This is a genomic window from Pseudomonas fluorescens (assembly GCF_004683905.1).
Taxonomy (GTDB): Bacteria; Pseudomonadota; Gammaproteobacteria; order Pseudomonadales; family Pseudomonadaceae; genus Aquipseudomonas; species Aquipseudomonas putida_A.
In genome coordinates this window covers 4667983-4684685 of the sequence record NZ_CP038438.1, presented here as the reverse complement: position 1 = coordinate 4684685, position 16703 = coordinate 4667983, and the positions used below count along the sequence as shown (strand labels likewise).

At 59.7% G+C, this 16703-nt stretch carries 13 protein-coding genes; 8 read left to right on the top strand and 5 right to left on the bottom strand.

Going from position 1 to position 16703, the window contains the following annotated elements; all coding sequences use genetic code 11:
* The first annotated feature begins 238 nt into the window (after positions 1–238).
* Positions 239–1726, top strand: a complete 1488-nt coding sequence (locus tag E4T63_RS21635) for a helicase HerA-like domain-containing protein (RefSeq protein WP_135296430.1) — start codon at positions 239–241, stop codon at positions 1724–1726.
* Positions 1727–1853: 127 nt separating this feature from the next.
* On the opposite strand, the gene E4T63_RS21630 is transcribed toward E4T63_RS21635, so the two are convergent.
* The gene (locus tag E4T63_RS21630) at positions 1854–2309 is read right to left on the bottom strand and encodes a DUF721 domain-containing protein (protein ID WP_135296429.1); all 456 of its coding nucleotides are present in this window, start codon (positions 2307–2309) and stop codon (positions 1854–1856) included.
* Between the two features lie 307 nt (positions 2310–2616).
* Between E4T63_RS21630 and secA the strand changes: the two genes are divergently transcribed.
* The 4 genes from secA to E4T63_RS21610 all read left to right on the top strand — a co-directional run bounded on the left by secA (position 2617) and on the right by E4T63_RS21610 (position 8446).
* On the top strand, positions 2617–5352 hold the full coding sequence (secA, locus tag E4T63_RS21625) for a preprotein translocase subunit SecA (RefSeq protein ID WP_027612522.1): 2736 nt from the start codon (positions 2617–2619) through the stop codon (positions 5350–5352).
* Between the two features lie 122 nt (positions 5353–5474).
* Positions 5475–6692 carry a bifunctional glutamate N-acetyltransferase/amino-acid acetyltransferase ArgJ gene (gene argJ / locus E4T63_RS21620; RefSeq protein WP_097085964.1) on the top strand — a complete coding sequence of 406 codons (1218 nt, stop codon included), beginning with the start codon at positions 5475–5477 and terminating at the stop codon, positions 6690–6692.
* Between the two features lie 180 nt (positions 6693–6872).
* Positions 6873–7505 (top strand): glutathione S-transferase family protein, encoded by a 633-nt coding sequence (locus E4T63_RS21615; protein ID WP_098965281.1) that lies wholly within the window; start codon positions 6873–6875, stop codon positions 7503–7505.
* Positions 7502–8446, top strand: coding sequence for a Nudix family hydrolase (locus tag E4T63_RS21610; RefSeq protein ID WP_135296428.1), 945 nt, complete (start codon positions 7502–7504; stop codon positions 8444–8446). Before E4T63_RS21615 ends, E4T63_RS21610 begins: the two co-directional genes overlap by 4 nt.
* Positions 8447–8569: 123 nt before the next feature.
* On the opposite strand, the gene E4T63_RS21605 is transcribed toward E4T63_RS21610, so the two are convergent.
* From E4T63_RS21605 to E4T63_RS21595, 3 genes are read right to left on the bottom strand one after another with little or no spacing between them, the layout of a single operon-like run.
* The gene (locus E4T63_RS21605; RefSeq protein ID WP_135296427.1) at positions 8570–9154 is read right to left on the bottom strand and encodes a cob(I)yrinic acid a,c-diamide adenosyltransferase; all 585 of its coding nucleotides are present in this window, start codon (positions 9152–9154) and stop codon (positions 8570–8572) included.
* 3 nt (positions 9155–9157) lie between these two features.
* Positions 9158–11194, bottom strand: coding sequence for a sensor histidine kinase (locus E4T63_RS21600; protein ID WP_135296426.1), 2037 nt, complete (start codon positions 11192–11194; stop codon positions 9158–9160).
* A gap of 45 nt (positions 11195–11239) precedes the next feature.
* Positions 11240–12157, bottom strand: a complete 918-nt coding sequence (locus tag E4T63_RS21595) for a putative 2-dehydropantoate 2-reductase (protein ID WP_135296425.1) — start codon at positions 12155–12157, stop codon at positions 11240–11242.
* A gap of 140 nt (positions 12158–12297) precedes the next feature.
* Between E4T63_RS21595 and E4T63_RS21590 the strand changes: the two genes are divergently transcribed.
* Positions 12298–12783: a YajQ family cyclic di-GMP-binding protein gene (locus tag E4T63_RS21590; RefSeq protein WP_003227548.1), complete on the top strand. Its 486-nt coding sequence runs from the start codon at positions 12298–12300 to the stop codon at positions 12781–12783.
* Positions 12784–12933: 150 nt separating this feature from the next.
* Positions 12934–13776, top strand: coding sequence for a mechanosensitive ion channel family protein (locus E4T63_RS21585; RefSeq protein ID WP_027612528.1), 843 nt, complete (start codon positions 12934–12936; stop codon positions 13774–13776).
* Positions 13777–14020: 244 nt separating this feature from the next.
* Here the strand turns inward: E4T63_RS21585 and E4T63_RS21580 are convergent, their stop codons facing one another.
* Positions 14021–15379: an OprD family porin gene (locus E4T63_RS21580; RefSeq protein WP_098965276.1), complete on the bottom strand. Its 1359-nt coding sequence runs from the start codon at positions 15377–15379 to the stop codon at positions 14021–14023.
* A gap of 897 nt (positions 15380–16276) precedes the next feature.
* Here E4T63_RS21580 and E4T63_RS21575 point away from each other — a divergent pair.
* Positions 16277–16702, top strand: a complete 426-nt coding sequence (locus E4T63_RS21575) for an HIT family protein (RefSeq protein ID WP_027612530.1) — start codon at positions 16277–16279, stop codon at positions 16700–16702.
* Position 16703: the final 1 nt, after the last annotated feature.

Below are 16703 nucleotides of genomic sequence, written 5' to 3'. Positions count from 1 at the left end.
TGAGGGCGGCGGCAAGCAAAATTTTATGGCTGAAGCGCAGGTTTTTGTTCATGGCTTGGGGTTCCGCTAAGGTCTTAATGTCCTGGGCGTGCTTTTATAAAGACGCGCAATATGGGCAAGGGTGAAACAAACTGATATTTCCGACTCTCCTTAGGGAAATGTCCGACCGACTTTTCAGTCAGGTTCTCGCCCTTATCTATCGGCCACAGCGGATTAAAGATTAACCATAGGTGACAAAATGCCTGACACATCGCAAGTCGTTATCGGCGCCGATCTGGCGGGGCAACCGATTGCTCAGGCCATGCGCCTGGCCAACCGCCACGGACTGATTGCCGGTGCGACCGGGACCGGCAAGACCGTGACTTTGCAACGCCTTGCCGAAGCATTCAGTGACGCCGGGGTCGCGGTATTCGCCGCCGACATCAAAGGCGACCTGTGCGGCCTGGGCGCCGCCGGCAATCCGCAGGGCAAGGTCGCCGAGCGCATCGCCGGGATGCCCTGGCTCGACCACAAACCGCAGGCTTATCCGGTGACGCTGTGGGATATTCACGGGGAGTCCGGTCATCCGTTGCGCACGACTTTGAGTGAAATGGGCCCGCTGCTGATCGGCAGCCTGCTGGAGCTGACCGACAGCCAGCAGTCGGCGCTGTACGCGGCGTTTAAAGTGGCCGACCGCGAAGGCCTGTTGCTGCTCGACCTGAAAGACCTCAAGGCGCTGCTCAATCACCTCAAGGACAACCCGCAGCTGCTCGGCGAAGACGCGGCGCTGATGACCACCGGTTCCAGTCAGGCACTATTGCGCCGGCTGGCGACTCTGGAGCAGCAGGGCGCTGAAGCGTTGTTCGGCGAACCGGCGCTGCAACTGGAAGACATTCTGCAACCGGCCGCCGATGGTCGTGGGCGGATTCATTTGCTCGATGCCAGCCGTCTGGTGCATGAGGCACCGAAGGTCTACGCGACGTTCCTGCTGTGGCTGCTGGCCGAGCTGTTCGAGCAGTTGCCGGAGCGCGGCGATGCCGACAAACCGCTGCTGGCGCTGTTCTTCGATGAAGCGCATTTGTTGTTCGGCGATACGCCCAAGGCGTTGCAGGAGCGTCTGGAACAGGTGGTGCGGCTGATTCGCTCGAAAGGTGTCGGCGTGTATTTCGTCACCCAGTCGCCGGGCGACCTGCCGGATGACGTGCTCGCGCAACTTGGCCTGCGGATTCAGCACGGCTTGCGTGCGTTCACTGCCAAGGAACAGAAATCCCTGCGAGCGGTAGCCGATGGCTTCCGGCCGAATCCGGCGTTCGATACCTTGTCGGTACTGACCGAGCTGGGCATCGGTGAAGCACTGGTCGGGACGCTGCAGGAAAAAGGCACGCCGGAGATGGTCCAGCGGGTGCTGGTGGCGCCGCCACAGTCGCGGATCGGGCCGTTGAGCGAAACCGAACGCACGATGCTGATCGCCGGGTCGCCGTTCAAGGGCCGATATGACAAACCGATCGATCGTGAGTCGGCATATGAAATCCTGATGGGCCGCAAGGATCTGGCGCCGGAGGCGGATGCGCCAGCGGGTAAGCCGGCAGCCGAAGAGCCGAGCCTGGCTGATCGTGCCGGAGAGTTTCTGGGCACGGCGGCGGGGCAGGCGTTGAAGTCAGCCATGCGTCAGGCGGCCAATAATCTGGGTAAACAACTGGTGCGCGGCTTGATGGGGTCGTTGCTCGGTGGCAGCAAACGGCGTTGATCCAAACTGTGGGAGCGGGCTTGCTCGCGAAAGCGGTCTGCCAGTCAACAATAATGTTGACTGAAAGGACGCCTTCGCGAGCAAGCCCGCTCTCACATCGGATAAGTGTCAGTTTTCTGGATTGAGATCAGGTTTTGTCTTTGGCGTGTGCCGCCAGGCGCTCAAGTGCCGCACGCAAAGCGGGATCGCTGATCCCGTCCGCCGTGGACTGAATGGTCGCCGCCGCATTGCTCGACAGGTCCATCGTGTGCCCGACAGCCCCAGGCTGGACGATCGGTGGTCGCACACTGAATTTGATTCGCGTCAGGTTGGCGAACTCTTCGAACAGCTGCAATTGCCGTTGCAGGCGTTTTTGCTGGTAGCGCAGGCGTGTCGCCCAATGGCCGTCGGTGACCACCAGCGACAGTTCGCCTTCACGCCACTTGGCCACATGACAATGTGCGCGGGCGGCAGGTTGCAGCTGGCTTTCAAGCAGGCGTTGCAGATGAGCGAGGCGTTGGGCATGACCAAGAATGGCTTTGAGCGGCTTGGCTTCGCGTAGCAGAACGGCGGGCGCTCTGGCTGTAAGGGGGCGAAATGCCATGATCGAACACCTGAAGTAACAGAAGCGCCATGTTAGCAGAAAGCAACGGAACCACTCGCCCATTGCTTTTGTCCCTGCTTTACCCATTAAATCAACAACTAACTTCTTGCCTTGATGGGTTGAAGTTGAGCAAAACGCCCTTATTTTAAGTGAGCCCCGTCAAAGCGCAGTGCCAGCATCGTGGAATATCGCCACTTTCCTCACCACCGTTTCCGGGTAGAATGCTCGTTCGCATGCGGCCATGAGGGCTGCACGGGCGACTCACGGGGCCGCCCTCCATCCCTTTAGTGTGGAAGATCCTGCCGATATGTTTGCGCCTTTGTTAAAGAAACTTTTTGGAAGCAAGAACGAGCGTGAAGTCAAACGCATGCTCAAGACGGTGCAGCTCGTCAATGCCTTCGAAGAGCAAATGGTGGCCCTTTCGGACGATCAATTGCGCGCCAAGACCAATGAGTTCAAGGCCCGTATCGCCAAAGGGGAATCCCTCGACAAGCTGTTGCCTGAAGCCTTTGCGGTCGCCCGTGAAGCCGGCAAGCGCGTCATGGGCATGCGCCACTTCGACGTCCAGTTGATCGGCGGCATGACCTTGCATGAAGGCATGATTGCCGAAATGCGTACCGGTGAGGGTAAAACCCTCGTAGCGACCCTGGGCGTTTACCTCAACGCGCTGTCCGGCAAGGGCGTGCACGTTGTAACCGTGAACGACTACCTGGCCCGCCGTGACGCCAACTGGATGCGCCCGCTGTATGAATTCCTCGGCCTGACCGTCGGCGTCGTGACGCCGTTCCAGCCGCCGGAAGAGAAGCGCGCCGCCTACGCTGCCGACATCACCTACGGTACCAACAACGAATTCGGGTTCGACTACCTGCGCGACAACATGGCGTTCAGCATGGAAGAGAAATTCCAGCGCGAACTCAATTTTGCCGTGATCGACGAAGTCGACTCCATCCTCATCGACGAAGCCCGTACCCCGCTGATCATTTCCGGTCAGGCCGAGGACAGTTCCAAGCTGTACATGGAGATCAACAAACTGATCCCGCAGCTGGAACTGCACGTCGAAGAAGTCGAAGGCCAGGTCACCAAGGCCGGTCACTACACCATCGACGAGAAGACCCGTCAGGTCGAACTCAACGAAGCCGGTCACCAGTACATCGAAGAAATGCTCACCGGCGTCGGCCTGCTGGCTGAAGGCGAGAGCCTGTACTCGGCGCATAACCTGGGCCTGCTGACCCACGTCTATTCGGGTCTGCGTGCGCACAAGCTGTTCCACCGCAACGTCGAATACATCGTGCAGGACGGTCAGGTCGTACTGGTCGACGAACACACCGGTCGTACCATGCCGGGTCGTCGTCTGTCCGAAGGCCTGCACCAGGCCATCGAAGCCAAGGAAGGTCTGAACATTCAGGCCGAGAGCCAGACCCTGGCCTCGACCACGTTCCAGAACTACTTCCGTCTGTACACCAAGCTGTCCGGCATGACCGGTACCGCCGACACCGAAGCGTTCGAATTCCACCAGATCTATGGCCTGCAGGTCATGGTGATTCCGCCGAACAAGCCGTTGGCGCGTAAAGATTTCAACGACCTGGTGTTCCTGACCGCCGAAGAGAAATACGCGGCGATCATCAACGACATCAAGGAAGGTATGGCCCAGGGCCGTCCGATCCTGGTGGGCACCGCGACCATCGAAACTTCCGAGCATGTGTCCAACCTGCTCAACAAGGAAGGCATCGAACACAAGGTGCTGAACGCCAAGTTCCACGAAAAAGAAGCCGAGATCATCGCGCAAGCCGGTCGTCCGGGCGCCCTGACCATCGCCACCAACATGGCCGGTCGTGGTACCGACATCCTGTTGGGCGGTAACTGGGAAGTGGAAGTCGCGGCGCTGGAAAACCCGAGCCCCGAGCAGATCGCCCAGATCAAGGCCGACTGGCAGAAGCGTCACCAGCAGGTGCTGGAGTCCGGCGGTCTGCAGGTGATCGCCTCCGAGCGTCACGAATCCCGTCGTATCGACAACCAGTTGCGTGGCCGTGCCGGTCGTCAGGGTGATGCCGGTTCCAGCCGCTTCTACCTGTCGCTGGAAGACAGCCTGATGCGCATCTTCGCCTCTGACCGGGTGAAGAACTTCATGAAAGCCCTGGGCATGCAGCCGGGCGAAGCGATCGAGCACCGCATGGTGACCAACGCGATCGAGAAGGCGCAGCGCAAGGTGGAAGGTCGCAACTTCGATATCCGTAAACAACTGCTCGAGTTCGACGACGTCAACAACGAACAGCGTAAAGTGATCTATCACATGCGTAACACGTTGCTGGCCGCCGACAACATCGGTGAAACCATCGCCGATTTCCGTCAGGATGTGCTCAACGCCACCGTCAGCGCGCACATTCCGCCGCAATCGCTGCCAGAGCAGTGGGACGTGGCCGGTCTGGAAGCGTCGATTGCCAGCGACTTCGGGGTGAAACTGCCGATCCAGCAATGGCTCGACGAAGACGATCACCTGTACGAAGAGACCCTGCGCGAGAAGCTGATGGTCGAGCTGATGGCAGCGTACAACGAGAAAGAAGATCAGGCCGGTGCCGAAGCACTGCGCTCGTTCGAGAAACAAATCGTTCTGCGCGTGCTCGACGATCTGTGGAAAGACCACCTGTCGACCATGGATCACCTGCGTCACGGCATCCACCTGCGTGGCTACGCTCAGAAGAACCCGAAGCAGGAATACAAGCGCGAGTCGTTCACGCTGTTCTCCGAGCTGCTGGATTCGATCAAGCGCGACTCGATCCGTGTGCTGTCGCACGTTCAGGTGCGCCGCGAAGATCCGGAAGCCGAAGAGCAACGCCTGCGTGAGGAAGCCGAAGCACTGGCCGCGCGCATGCAGTTCGAACACGCCGAGGCCCCTGGTCTGGAGCAGCCGGAAGTATTGGGTGAAGAGGTCGATGTCGCCCTCGCCACCGCGCCGGTGCGCAACGAGCAGAAGCTGGGTCGCAACGAACTGTGCTACTGCGGTTCGGGCAAGAAATTCAAGCATTGCCACGGGCAGATCCAGTAACCCCCGTTTCAATCGCTGAAATACCCGCGCCGCGACCGGCTCCTGCCGTCGCGGCGTTTTGCCATTTACACCACCGCCATCCCTGTGAGCGGTGCTGACATCATTGAGTAAGGAGCGCATTCATGGCTGTTGGTCTTGGTCCTTTGCCAACGTTGCACCCGGTTGCCGGTTTTGAACTCGGTATTGCCTCGGCCGGCATCAAGCGCCCTGGGCGCAAGGATGTGGTAGTGATGCGCTGCGCCGAAGGTTCGACCGTGGCCGGTGTGTTCACGTTGAACGCCTTTTGCGCCGCGCCGGTGATCCTGGCGAAAAAACGCGTGCACAACGACGTGCGTTACCTGCTGACCAACACCGGCAATGCCAACGCCGGTACCGGTGAGCCGGGCCTGGCGGCTGCCGAGCGCACCACGGCGAAACTGGCCGAGCTGACCGGTGTCGATGCCAGCCAGATCCTGCCGTACTCCACCGGCGTGATCGGTGAGCCGCTGCCGGTCGAGAAGATCGAAGGCGCGCTGCAAGCGGCGCTGGACGATCTGTCGGAAAACAACTGGGAAGCCGCCGCCACCGGCATCATGACCACCGACACCCTGCCCAAGGGTGCCAGCCGCCAGTTCGAGCATGATGGCGTGACCATTACCGTCACCGGCATCAGCAAAGGTGCAGGCATGATTCGCCCGAACATGGCGACCATGCTCGGCTACATCGCCACCGATGCCAAAGTTTCCCGCGACGTACTGCACAACCTGATGCTCGACGGCGCGAACAAGTCGTTCAACCGCATCACCATCGACGGCGATACCTCGACCAACGACTGCTGCATGCTGATTGCCACCGGCAAGGCTGCACTGCCGGAAATCACCCGTGCCGAAGGCGAGCTGTTCAACAAGCTGAAACAGGCGGTGTTCGAAGTGTGCATGGACGTGGCCCAGGCCATCGTGCGTGACGGCGAAGGCGCGACCAAGTTCGTCACCGTTGAAGTCAACGGTGGCGGCAATCATCAGGAATGCCTGGACGTCGGTTACACCGTGGCCCACTCGCCGCTGATCAAGACTGCGCTGTTCGCCTCCGATCCGAACTGGGGCCGCATTCTCGCCGCCGTCGGCCGTGCCGGCGTGCCGGATCTGGATGTGAGCAAGATCGACGTGTTCCTCGGCGACGTGTGCATCGCCAGCCGTGGCGCACGCGCAGCGACCTACACTGAGGCACAGGGTTCGGCGGTGATGCAGCAGGAAGAGATCACCATCCGTATCGAACTGGGTCGCGGTGATTGCAGCGAAACCATCTGGACCACCGACCTGTCGCATGAGTACGTGAAGATCAACGCCGAATACCGCACCTGATCCAAAGGGTGAGGGTGGGCTGCCGACCTCTTCGCGGGCAAGCCCGCTCCCACAGGGTTCTGTGGTGTACACGAGATTTGTGCACGACCGAAACTACTGTGGGAGCGGGCTTGCCCGCGAAAGCGTCGGCCCAGTCACTACAAGTCTTGAAGCTTTCCACTGACGAAAAGGCGCCACACCATGTCCCTGCACCTGATCATCGGCGACAAACTGCTGTCCTCCTGGTCCCTGCGCGCCGCTCTGGCGCTGGAGCTGACCGGCGCACCCTACAGCGAAGAACTGATCAAACTCGGCAAGCCCGACACCCGCGAGAAGCTGCTCAAGCATTCGCCGACCGCCAAGGTGCCGCTGCTGCAAACTTCTCGCGGCACCATCGCCGACTCTCTGGCGATCGCCGAATACCTGGCCGAGCAGTTCCCGTCCGAACAGCTCTGGCCAACCGACCTGTTCGCCCGTGCCCAGGCGCGGTCCGCCTGCGCGCAGATGCACAGTGGCTTTTTCGCCATGCGCAATCACATGCCGTTCAACCTGAGCCACGACGCACCGCTCAACCCGGTGCCGCCAGAGGTGAAGGTCGATATCGAACGCATGCTCGCGCTGTGGGCTGAATGCCGTGCTGCCGCCACGGAGCCTGGGCCGTATCTGTTTGGCCGGGTGAGCCTGGCTGACGCGTTCTTCGCCCCGATTGCCGTGCGCCTGCGGACTTACCAGGTGCAGTTGCCGGCGGTTGATGAAGCCTATGTTGAAACCGTCTACCAATGGCCCGCCTTCAAGGCGTGGCAAAAGGCTGGACTGGAGGAGTTGAATCCGTGAAACGTGTACACGTCGCGGCTGCCGTCATTCGTGACGACAGCGGCAAAATCCTCATCGCCCGTCGTGCCGACACCCAGCATCAGGGCGGCTTGTGGGAATTTCCCGGCGGCAAGGTCGAGGCTGACGAATCGGTCGAAAGCGCCTTGGCGCGCGAGCTGCAGGAAGAGCTGGGCATTGTCGTTGGCGCCGCTCGTCCACTGATCAAGGTGCGCCACGATTACCCGGACAAGCAGGTACTGCTGGATGTCTGGGAAGTGTCTCAGTTCACCGGTGAGCCGCACGGTGCCGAAGGTCAGCCACTGGCCTGGGTGACCGCCAAGGATCTGCTGAACTACGAGTTCCCGGCGGCCAATCAGCCGATCGTGGCCGCGGCGCGTCTGCCCGGCGAATACCTGATCACCCCGGACGATCTGGAAGCCCCGGCCTTGCTGCGCGGCATTCAGAAGGCGATTGCCGGCGGGATCAAACTGATCCAGTTGCGCGCGCCGAACGGCTATGACCCCAAATACCGCGATCTGGCGGTGGATGCAGCCGGTCTGTGTGCCGGCAAGGCGCAGTTGATGATCAAGGGGCCGTTCGAATGGCTCGGCGATTTCCCGTCGGCCGGTTGGCACATCACCGCCGCGCAACTGCGCAAATACGCCGCAGCAGGGCGACCGTTGCCGGCCGAGCGCTGGTTGGCGGCGTCCTGCCATAACGCTGAAGAACTGGCGCTGGCCGAGCAGATGGGCGTGGATTTCGTCACCCTGTCGCCGGTTCAACCAACCTTGACCCATCCGGATGCGCAGCCGTTGGGCTGGGAGCAGGCTGCGGCGTTGATCGAGGGCTTTGGCAAGCCAGTGTTCTTGCTCGGCGGGGTTGGCCCGGCGGAGCGCGAGAAGGCTTGGGGTGTTGGCGCGCAGGGTGTGGCGGGGATTCGGGCGTTCTGGCCGGAAGCTTGATTATGTTGTGAGGCTGATGGCCTCTTCGCGAGCAAGCCCGCTCCCACATTTGACTGCATTCCAACTGGATGAATGCAATCAACTGTGGGAGCGGGCTTGCTCGCGAAGGCGTCCTTACAGGCGCTAGATTTCTGAAGGCTTCGCAGCAGGCTGCCACAAAATCTCCGCAATCCCCTGCCGCCGCGCAATCAACCTTGCGGCGACGAACAACAGATCCGACAACCGATTGATATACGCCAAACCAACCCCGGCCAATGGCTCAATTGCATTCAAATGCTGACAACGGCGCTCGGCACTGCGCGCCAGACTGCGGCACACGTGGGCCTGGGCAATCAGCATCGACCCACCGGGCAGAATGAAATTCTCCAGCGGCCCCAATTCCTCGTTCCACACATCGATCGCCGCTTCCAGGCGCTCGATTTCTGCCGTGTTCAGCGCCTGATATTCCGGCATCGCCAGCTCTCCGCCGAGGTCAAACAGACGATGCTGGCAAGGCGCGAGCACGTCGATCAGCTCATTCAGCCCCGGGAACGCCTCGCGCTCGGCGATCAGCCCGGCCAGCAGCACGCCGACCTGACTGTTCAGCGTATCGACTTCGCCAATCGCTTCGATCCGCGGGTGATCCTTGGGGACGCGGCGGCCATCGCCCAGGCCGGTTTCGCCGGTGTCGCCGGTGCGGGTGTAGATCTTCGACAAGCGAAAGCCCATGGGTTACCTCGGTAGTTGATTGGTTTCGGCGGCGATGGTCGCCGGTTGGGTCAGTGGCAGGCGCAAGGTGAAGCAGGTGCCCTGGCCCGGCGCCGATTGCACTTCCATCTGGCCTTTGTGGTTGTTGGTGATGATGAAGTACGACACCGACAGCCCCAGCCCTGTGCCCTGGCCGATTTCCTTGGTGGTGAAGAACGGCTCGAAGGTGCGTTTGCGCACGTTTTCGCTCATGCCGATGCCGTTGTCCTCGACCTGAATCTCGGCCCATGGCGGATTGAGTTTGGTGCGCAGGATGATCCGCCCCGGCTCGCTGTCGTCTTCGCGCTGATGAATGGCTTGTGCAGCGTTTTTCAGCAGGTTGAGCAACACTTGTTCCAGTTCGTTGGCAGTGCCCGGCACCGGGCCGAGCGCCGGGTCGAACTGGCGGATGATCGCCTGGCCCTTGAAGTCGAAACCGATCGCCAGATCGAAGTCGTTGCCGGCAATTTCCACCGCTTGATCGATCAGTGCGGGCAGATCGCACGGGGCCATTTGCCGGGTGCTGCGGCGGCTGAAACTGAGCATGTGCGTGACGATTTTTGCCGCGCGGGCGCCGGCCTGCTGGATGCCGTCGAGCAATTTCGGTACTTCGCGGCTTTGCAGGTAACGGTTGACCGTGTCCAGTTCGATGCCGAGTTGTTCAGCGGTTTCGAGGTTCTTCGGCAGATCCGCCGACAGCCGCCGGCGAATGTTCTGCACGTTGTGCAGGATCGCGCCGAGCGGGTTGTTGATCTCATGGGCCATGCCGGCGGCGAGGCCACCGACCGAAAGCATTTTTTCCGACTGCACCATCATTTCTTCCAGCGACAGGCGCTGGGTGATGTCGTCGATACGGATCACCACACCGCGCCCGGCGCCGCCCATCAGCGGATAAAAGGTCAGGGCGTAGTGCTTGGGTTCGTCATCCTTGAACCAGGTCACCCGTTCGATCTTCGCCACGGTGTGCTCTTCCACGGTCTGCTTGAGTTGCGGCAGAAACGGCTTGAGCGGTTCGAAGGCGAGGAAGATCGGCTGGTTCAGCGCTTCATCCAGGCGCGTGCCGGAGAGGGCGCTGGCTTCCTGGTTCCACTGGGTCACGTAGAGCTGCTCGTCGAGGGCGATCAGCGCCGAGGGCATGGAGTCGATGATGCTGTTGAGGTAGTTCTGGAAGCCGGTGAGCTTCTTCTCGATCTTGCTCCGAACCTGGACTTCCAGCTCCAGTTTTCGGTTGGTGTGGCGGGTTTCTTCGGCCAGGCCCTGGGCCTGATCGTAGGCGGCCTGCGAGTCATCGCGGGCGCGCTTGAGCTGCTGTTCGCGAGCCTCGATGCGCGAGAGCATGGTGTTGAACGCCTCGGCGAGGCTGCCGATTTCATCGTGGTTGCCGCGTGAGGCGCGCAGGGCATAGTTCTCTTCGCGAGTGACCTGACGCGAGAGCTCTTCCAGCTCATGGATCGGGCGGGTGATCAGGCGTTTGATCTGCCGGGCAATCACCAGCCACAGCAGCACACTGAAAATCAGGATGCCGAGACTGGCAGTCAGGGTGCCGGTGTAGAACGCCATCGGCAGTTCACTGCTGGCGACCAGCAGCAAGTGCCCGGGCGCGGTGCCGGGACGGGGCAGGGTGATCAACTGATTGCTGCGAAACTCGGTGAGCTGCCAGGCTTCGACGTGTCGATAGCGTTCCGGCAGATTGAGCTTGTCGCCACGCTGCACCTGGGCGATGCGGTCACCCTTGCCGTCATACAACGCGGCGGCGCGCAGCGGCGAATAGCTGTCGAGTTCCTTGAGCAGGCGTTCGGCGCTTTTCGGCGACTCGAGGGCTTGTGCGACCAGGCTCGGGTTGGAGATCAGCCGGCCGATGGTCTGCAAAGCTTGCGGCGCCATGCTTTCCTGGGAGATGTAATAGGCGGCGCTGATAAAGGTCAGGTTGGCGACCAGCAGGACGGTGGTCAGCAACACCAGCAGGGCGGCCAGCAGTTTCTGGCCGACCGGCAGGTTTTCAAGGCGCTGGCGCAATGGCATCAGGTTTATCGCAGCAAAGGAACAAGTGGCCAGCGTAGCCGCTGCTCAGTCGCTGGGCAATCCAAGGCTGCGCAGATGGCCGACCAGACGTTGCTGCAATTGATTGAGGTGTGGCAGGTTCAACTGGTGACGGGTGGCGACTTTGCAGGCGTGGCCCAGCAGGTAACTGATTTCGGTGCGGCGCTGGTTGGTCACGTCCTGATACATCGACGAGTAATTGGCTGCGGTGGCGTGAATCACCCGCTCGACTTCCTGTTGCAGATTGACCGCGGCTGCCGGTTGACCGCAACGCTCCAGCAATTCGGCCAGCTCGCTGCACAGCGTGGCGACTTCGCATTGATGCTGCTCCAGCCCGCCGTTACGGCAATCATGGAGCACGGTCAGCGGATTGATCGCGCAATTGAGCGCCAGTTTGCGCCACAGCCGGGTGAGGATGTCGGTGCTCCACTCGTGGGGGATTTTCGCCGCATCAAGATCGTCCAGCCAGATCGGCGCCACCGGATGGCCGGCATCACCCAGCCAGGTGAAACCGTGGCCGGCAAACACCACGCGCCAGTCGCCATCGCGGAACGCGCCTTCGGTGCTGGAGGCGCTGATGCAGCGTGCCTGCGGTACCTGCGCTGCGACGGCGTCCTGACTGCCGAGACCGTTCTGCAGCAGGATCAGCTCGGCATCTGCGCTCAGGCGCGGGGCGAGGCGGGCGACGGCGCTTTCGGCGTCATAGGCTTTGCAGGCGACCAGCAGGCGGCGGATCGGCTCCGGGTCGTCCGCCGTTTGCGCGGGGACGGCATAGGTCGTGGCTGCGCCGTGTTCGACCAGCGTCAGACCACCGGCCGCCTGATAGCTGCGCAAGCGCTCGGCATCCCGCACGATCAGCCGCACCGGCAGCCCGGCCCGCGCCAGACGCGTGGCCCACAGGGTGCCGAGGCTGCCGGCGCCGAGAACGTGCCAGGGGGTGGACATCAGTTTTTCACTCGGTAAGGTACTGGCATGCAAGGCTCGCCGTATCGGTGGGAAAAGACCCGTTATAATGAGCCGGATTTTAACCGCAAGCCAAGCGCGCTCCATCCTCATCGAGCGCGCCTTTTTATTGGAGAGACTACATGCCGTCGTTCGACGTGGTATCCGAACTGGACAAACACGAGCTGACCAACGCGGTCGAGAACGCCGTGAAGGAACTCGATCGTCGCTATGACCTGAAAGGCAAGGGCAGCTTCGAGTTCAAGGAAAAGGACCTGACCGTCAACCTGACCGCTGAAGCCGGGTTCCAGCTGGAAGCGATGATCGAGATCCTGAAGCTGGCCCTGACCAAGCGCAAGATCGATGTGCAGTGCCTTGAAGTCAAAGATGCTTACGCCTCGGGCAAGTTGATGAAGCAGGACGCCATTCTCAAAGAAGGCATCGACAAGGAGCTGGCGAAGAAAATCGTCGCTCACATTAAGGACGCCAAGCTCAAGGTGCAGGCCGCCATTCAGGGCGAGCAGGTGCGTGTGACCGGCAAGAAGCGTGATGACCTGCAGGAAGCCATCGCGGCCCTGCGCGCCAAGGAATTCGGCATGCCACTGCAGTTCAACAACTTCCGCGACTAAGTCCGGTCAGATGGCTGTGGGAGCGGGCTTGCTCGCGAAAGCGGTGTGTCAGGCAACTCATTGTTGAATGACACAGCGCTTTCGCGAGCAAGCCCGCTCCCACTTTTTATATGTGTACAGCCCGGGTAGCCGGAAATCAGGAGATGGAAGATGGATTTGAATGCTGAGGTAGACAACCTGGTCAAGGCGTCCCAGGCGTGGATTCCGATGATCATGGAATACGGCAGTCGCGTGCTGCTGGCAGTGATTACCCTGGCCATCGGCTGGTGGCTGATCAACAAGGTCACGCAAAAACTCGGCGGTCTGCTGGCCCTGCGCAATGCCGACCTGGCGCTGCAAGGCTTCATCAGCAGTCTGGCGAACATCATCCTCAAGGTGCTGCTGATTGTCAGCGTCGCTTCGATGATCGGCGTGGAAACCACCTCGTTCGTGGCCGCGATCGGTGCGGCCGGTCTGGCGATCGGTCTGGCATTGCAAGGTAGCCTGGCGAATTTCGCCGGCGGCGTGTTGATTCTGTTGTTCCGTCCATTCCGCATCGGTGACTGGATCGAAGCGCAAGGTGTGGCGGGTACGGTCGACAGCATCCAGATTTTCCACACCGTGCTGCGTACCGGTGACAACAAGACCATCATCGTCCCGAACGGCAATCTGTCGAACGGCATCATCACCAATACCAACCGTCAGCCAACCCGCAAAGTGGTGTTCGACGTGGGTGTGGATTACGAAGCAGATCTGCAAAAGGCCCGTCAGGTGCTGCTGGATCTGGCCAAGGATGAGCGCGTATTGCAGGACCCTGCGCCACAAGCGGTCATTTCGACGTTGGGTGACAGTTCGATCACTGTTTCCCTGCGTGTGTGGGTTAAAACTGCAGACTATTGGGACGTGATGTTCATGTTTAACGAACAGTCGCGTGACCGTTTGAAAACTGCCGGTATTGATATTCCGTTTCCACAGCGGGTTATTCGAGTAGTTCAGGAATCGGCTGTTCAGTAATACCACTGATACTTGGCCTCGCGGTCAGTTAATGAGTGGACTAACCCAAGAGCTGTCCGCACTCTTGGGTTTTTTATGTCTGATCTAGATGTTCGTTGGCTAATAAGTAGCTAGCTACTATTGTTTGTACGGTCAGAAACAGGAAGGCAGGGCAAACTTGATTCATAAAAAAACCGCTCACCTGAGTCAGGTGAGCGGTTCTTGTTAGAGCAAAGCTCTACAGTACGTCAGCTGCATATCCCGATTAGAGGATGTTCAGTGGGTACTCGACGATCAGACGGGTGTCGTTGTTGTCAGACGCGTAGCCGCTGTACGCGCCGTTCGAACGGTACATGGCGTAACGCAGACGGAACGACAGATCCTTGGCTGGACCTTCCTGGATCACGTACTTGGACTCGGCGTTCCACTCGTTTTCTTTACCTTCACCCAGACCGTTGGTCTTGATGTTGTCACCCTTCACGTAGCGGGTCATGAAGCTCAGGCCAGGAACGCCATAAGTCTTCATGTTCAGGTCGTAACGAGCTTGCCAGGAGCGTTCTTCACGGCCCACGAAGTCGGAGATCTGAATGGAGTTGGCAACGAAGATGGTGCTATTGCCGTCAACGCCATAGTAGTAGGCATTGTCGCCGCTGGAGCGCTGGTGAGCGATGGTGAACTTGTGCGCGCCGAGGCTGTAGGCTGCTGCCAGGGACCACAGTTTGTTGTCTACGCCACGGGTGTCGTTGTCAGGGGTTTCGTCGCCAATGGCGCTGACCAGGTTGCCACGCTTCTCGCCTTCGGTTTTATAACCGTTGAAGTCGAAGTTCAGCGACTGGTCTTCGGCGATAGGCAGGGTGTAGTTCAGATTGATGTATTGCTTCTTGAAGTACTGGTCGGCATCCGAAGCGGCCAATGCACCGGTGAAATTGTCGGTGAAGGCATAGCTGGCGCCGAAGATGTTGATGCTGGTCAGGCCCTTGCCACCGTTGCCGTTCTCATCAGGCAGGCCGCCGATGCTGTCGCGGCCCATGCCGGTTTGCTTGCTCAGGGCGGTGAAGCGACCTGCGCTCAGTTCCAGGCCTTTGATCTCTTTGGAAGTGATCAAGGTACCGGTAGCCACTTCTGGCAACAGACGGCTGTCGTCAGTGGCGAAGACCGGGCTGGCAACGAATTGCTGACCGTATTTCAGCACAGTGTCGGAAACGCGGAATTTGACAGCGCCGCCGATCTTGCCTTGGGATTTCTCTTCGTTGCCGTCGCTATCAATCGCGAACAGGCCGTTACCACGACGACCCGAGCCACCGTCCAGCTTGACCGAACCCATGGCCATGGCGTCGAGACCGAAACCTACGGTGCCTTGAGTGAAGCCCGATTCGTAGGTCAGCAGTTGGCTGACACCGGTGTCCTGGCGATAGCCGCTTTCAAAACCCGGGGTGCCGTCTTTCTTTGCAACGTTACCGGCACCATTTTTGTAATCGCGGTTCATGTATTCCATACGAGTCTTCAGTTTCAGACTCTGGTCTTCCAGGAACCCTTTGGCGTCATCCTGCGAAGATGCCATTGCGAACTGCGAGGTGCCTGCTGCAACAGCCAGGGCGATCATGCTCCACTTCATCACGCGCATCGTGATTTGCTCCTTTGGTTTTTAGAAGAGTACTGCCGTCCCACCTGTTTTATTATCTGGGCGGCTCTTTCTTTTTGTGTCGGCGCAAACTTATATCACGCCGACAATGTTGGCGATACTTGCTAATCCAACCTTTCACCTTCTTTACGACGCTGTCGCAGATGGCTTTGTAGATGTCGCAAATTCACAGTACCGATGCAATCGGATCGACAACTTTCTCGCTGTTTTTCTAGCCTTTTGCATCGCTAAAAAAGAGTCCCTGGCAAAACACTTGAATCTCCATCGGGCAACCCTGCCACTGTTTTTGTTGGGCCTAAGGCTCCCACTTCCCGTGGTGCGCTTATAGTCCATATGGGTACGAATGCAACAAGCGTGCACAAACCGCTTTCTCTATGCGGTTATTTTTCTGAACACTCGTCACTCGCTGTAAAAACCTCATAAATACAGGGCCTCAAGCCCTTCTTTATCAGGGCTTGACGCCATCCCTTGCTTGGTGTTGTCGAGCAGGTTCGTGCGCGGGACAACGAAAAACGTTACCGGTTCACCCCGCCGGTGAGTATTCGGCGGATGCCCGACGCACTGAGCGTAGACGCGCTGTGCGTTTTTGGTGCAAAAATTTTTCCAGTTGTTCCGGATTCATACAGTTTGAGCGGGAGCAGGGGATGAACGCTTTGGGCTTTTCTGGTCATTTCATTGTGCTGCACCGCGCAGTCGGTTCCGTCATGGTGCGTGCCGCCCGAAAATGTCGCATGCAGGAGCGTTGAGCAATGTCTGTCCTGGCACGCTCATCGTGAAGCCCGGCGCATTCGCAGGTATGCTGCCTGCCTGTCGCTTGGCGTCATGCCTGTCTGGATGGCCGCTAAGCTGAATTGTGTAGATCAGCCGGGAGTGCACGCAGTGTTTGCTTTAGATTCACGACTTCAACAGGACACCCTGACCATCGGCGATTTCCCGCTCTGCCGGCTGCTGCTGTCCAACGATGCCAATTACCCGTGGTTCATCCTGGTGCCTCGTCGCGACGATATCAGCGAGTTGTTTCAGTTGGATGTCGCCGACCAGCAGCAGTTGTGGCAGGAAACCACGGCGCTGGCCGAGTTGCTCAAGGACTTGTTCGATGCCGACAAGCTGAACGTCGCGACGCTGGGCAACGTTGTCAGCCAGTTGCATATGCATGTGATCGTGCGCAAGCGTGACGATGCGGCATGGCCGGCGCCGGTCTGGGGCAAACACCCGGCCAAACCCTACAGCGCCGAGCAGGTCGCGAGCATTCGTGAGCGGCTGCGTCTGGTGCTGACCGAACACTTCACGTTTCTGGAGGGTTGAA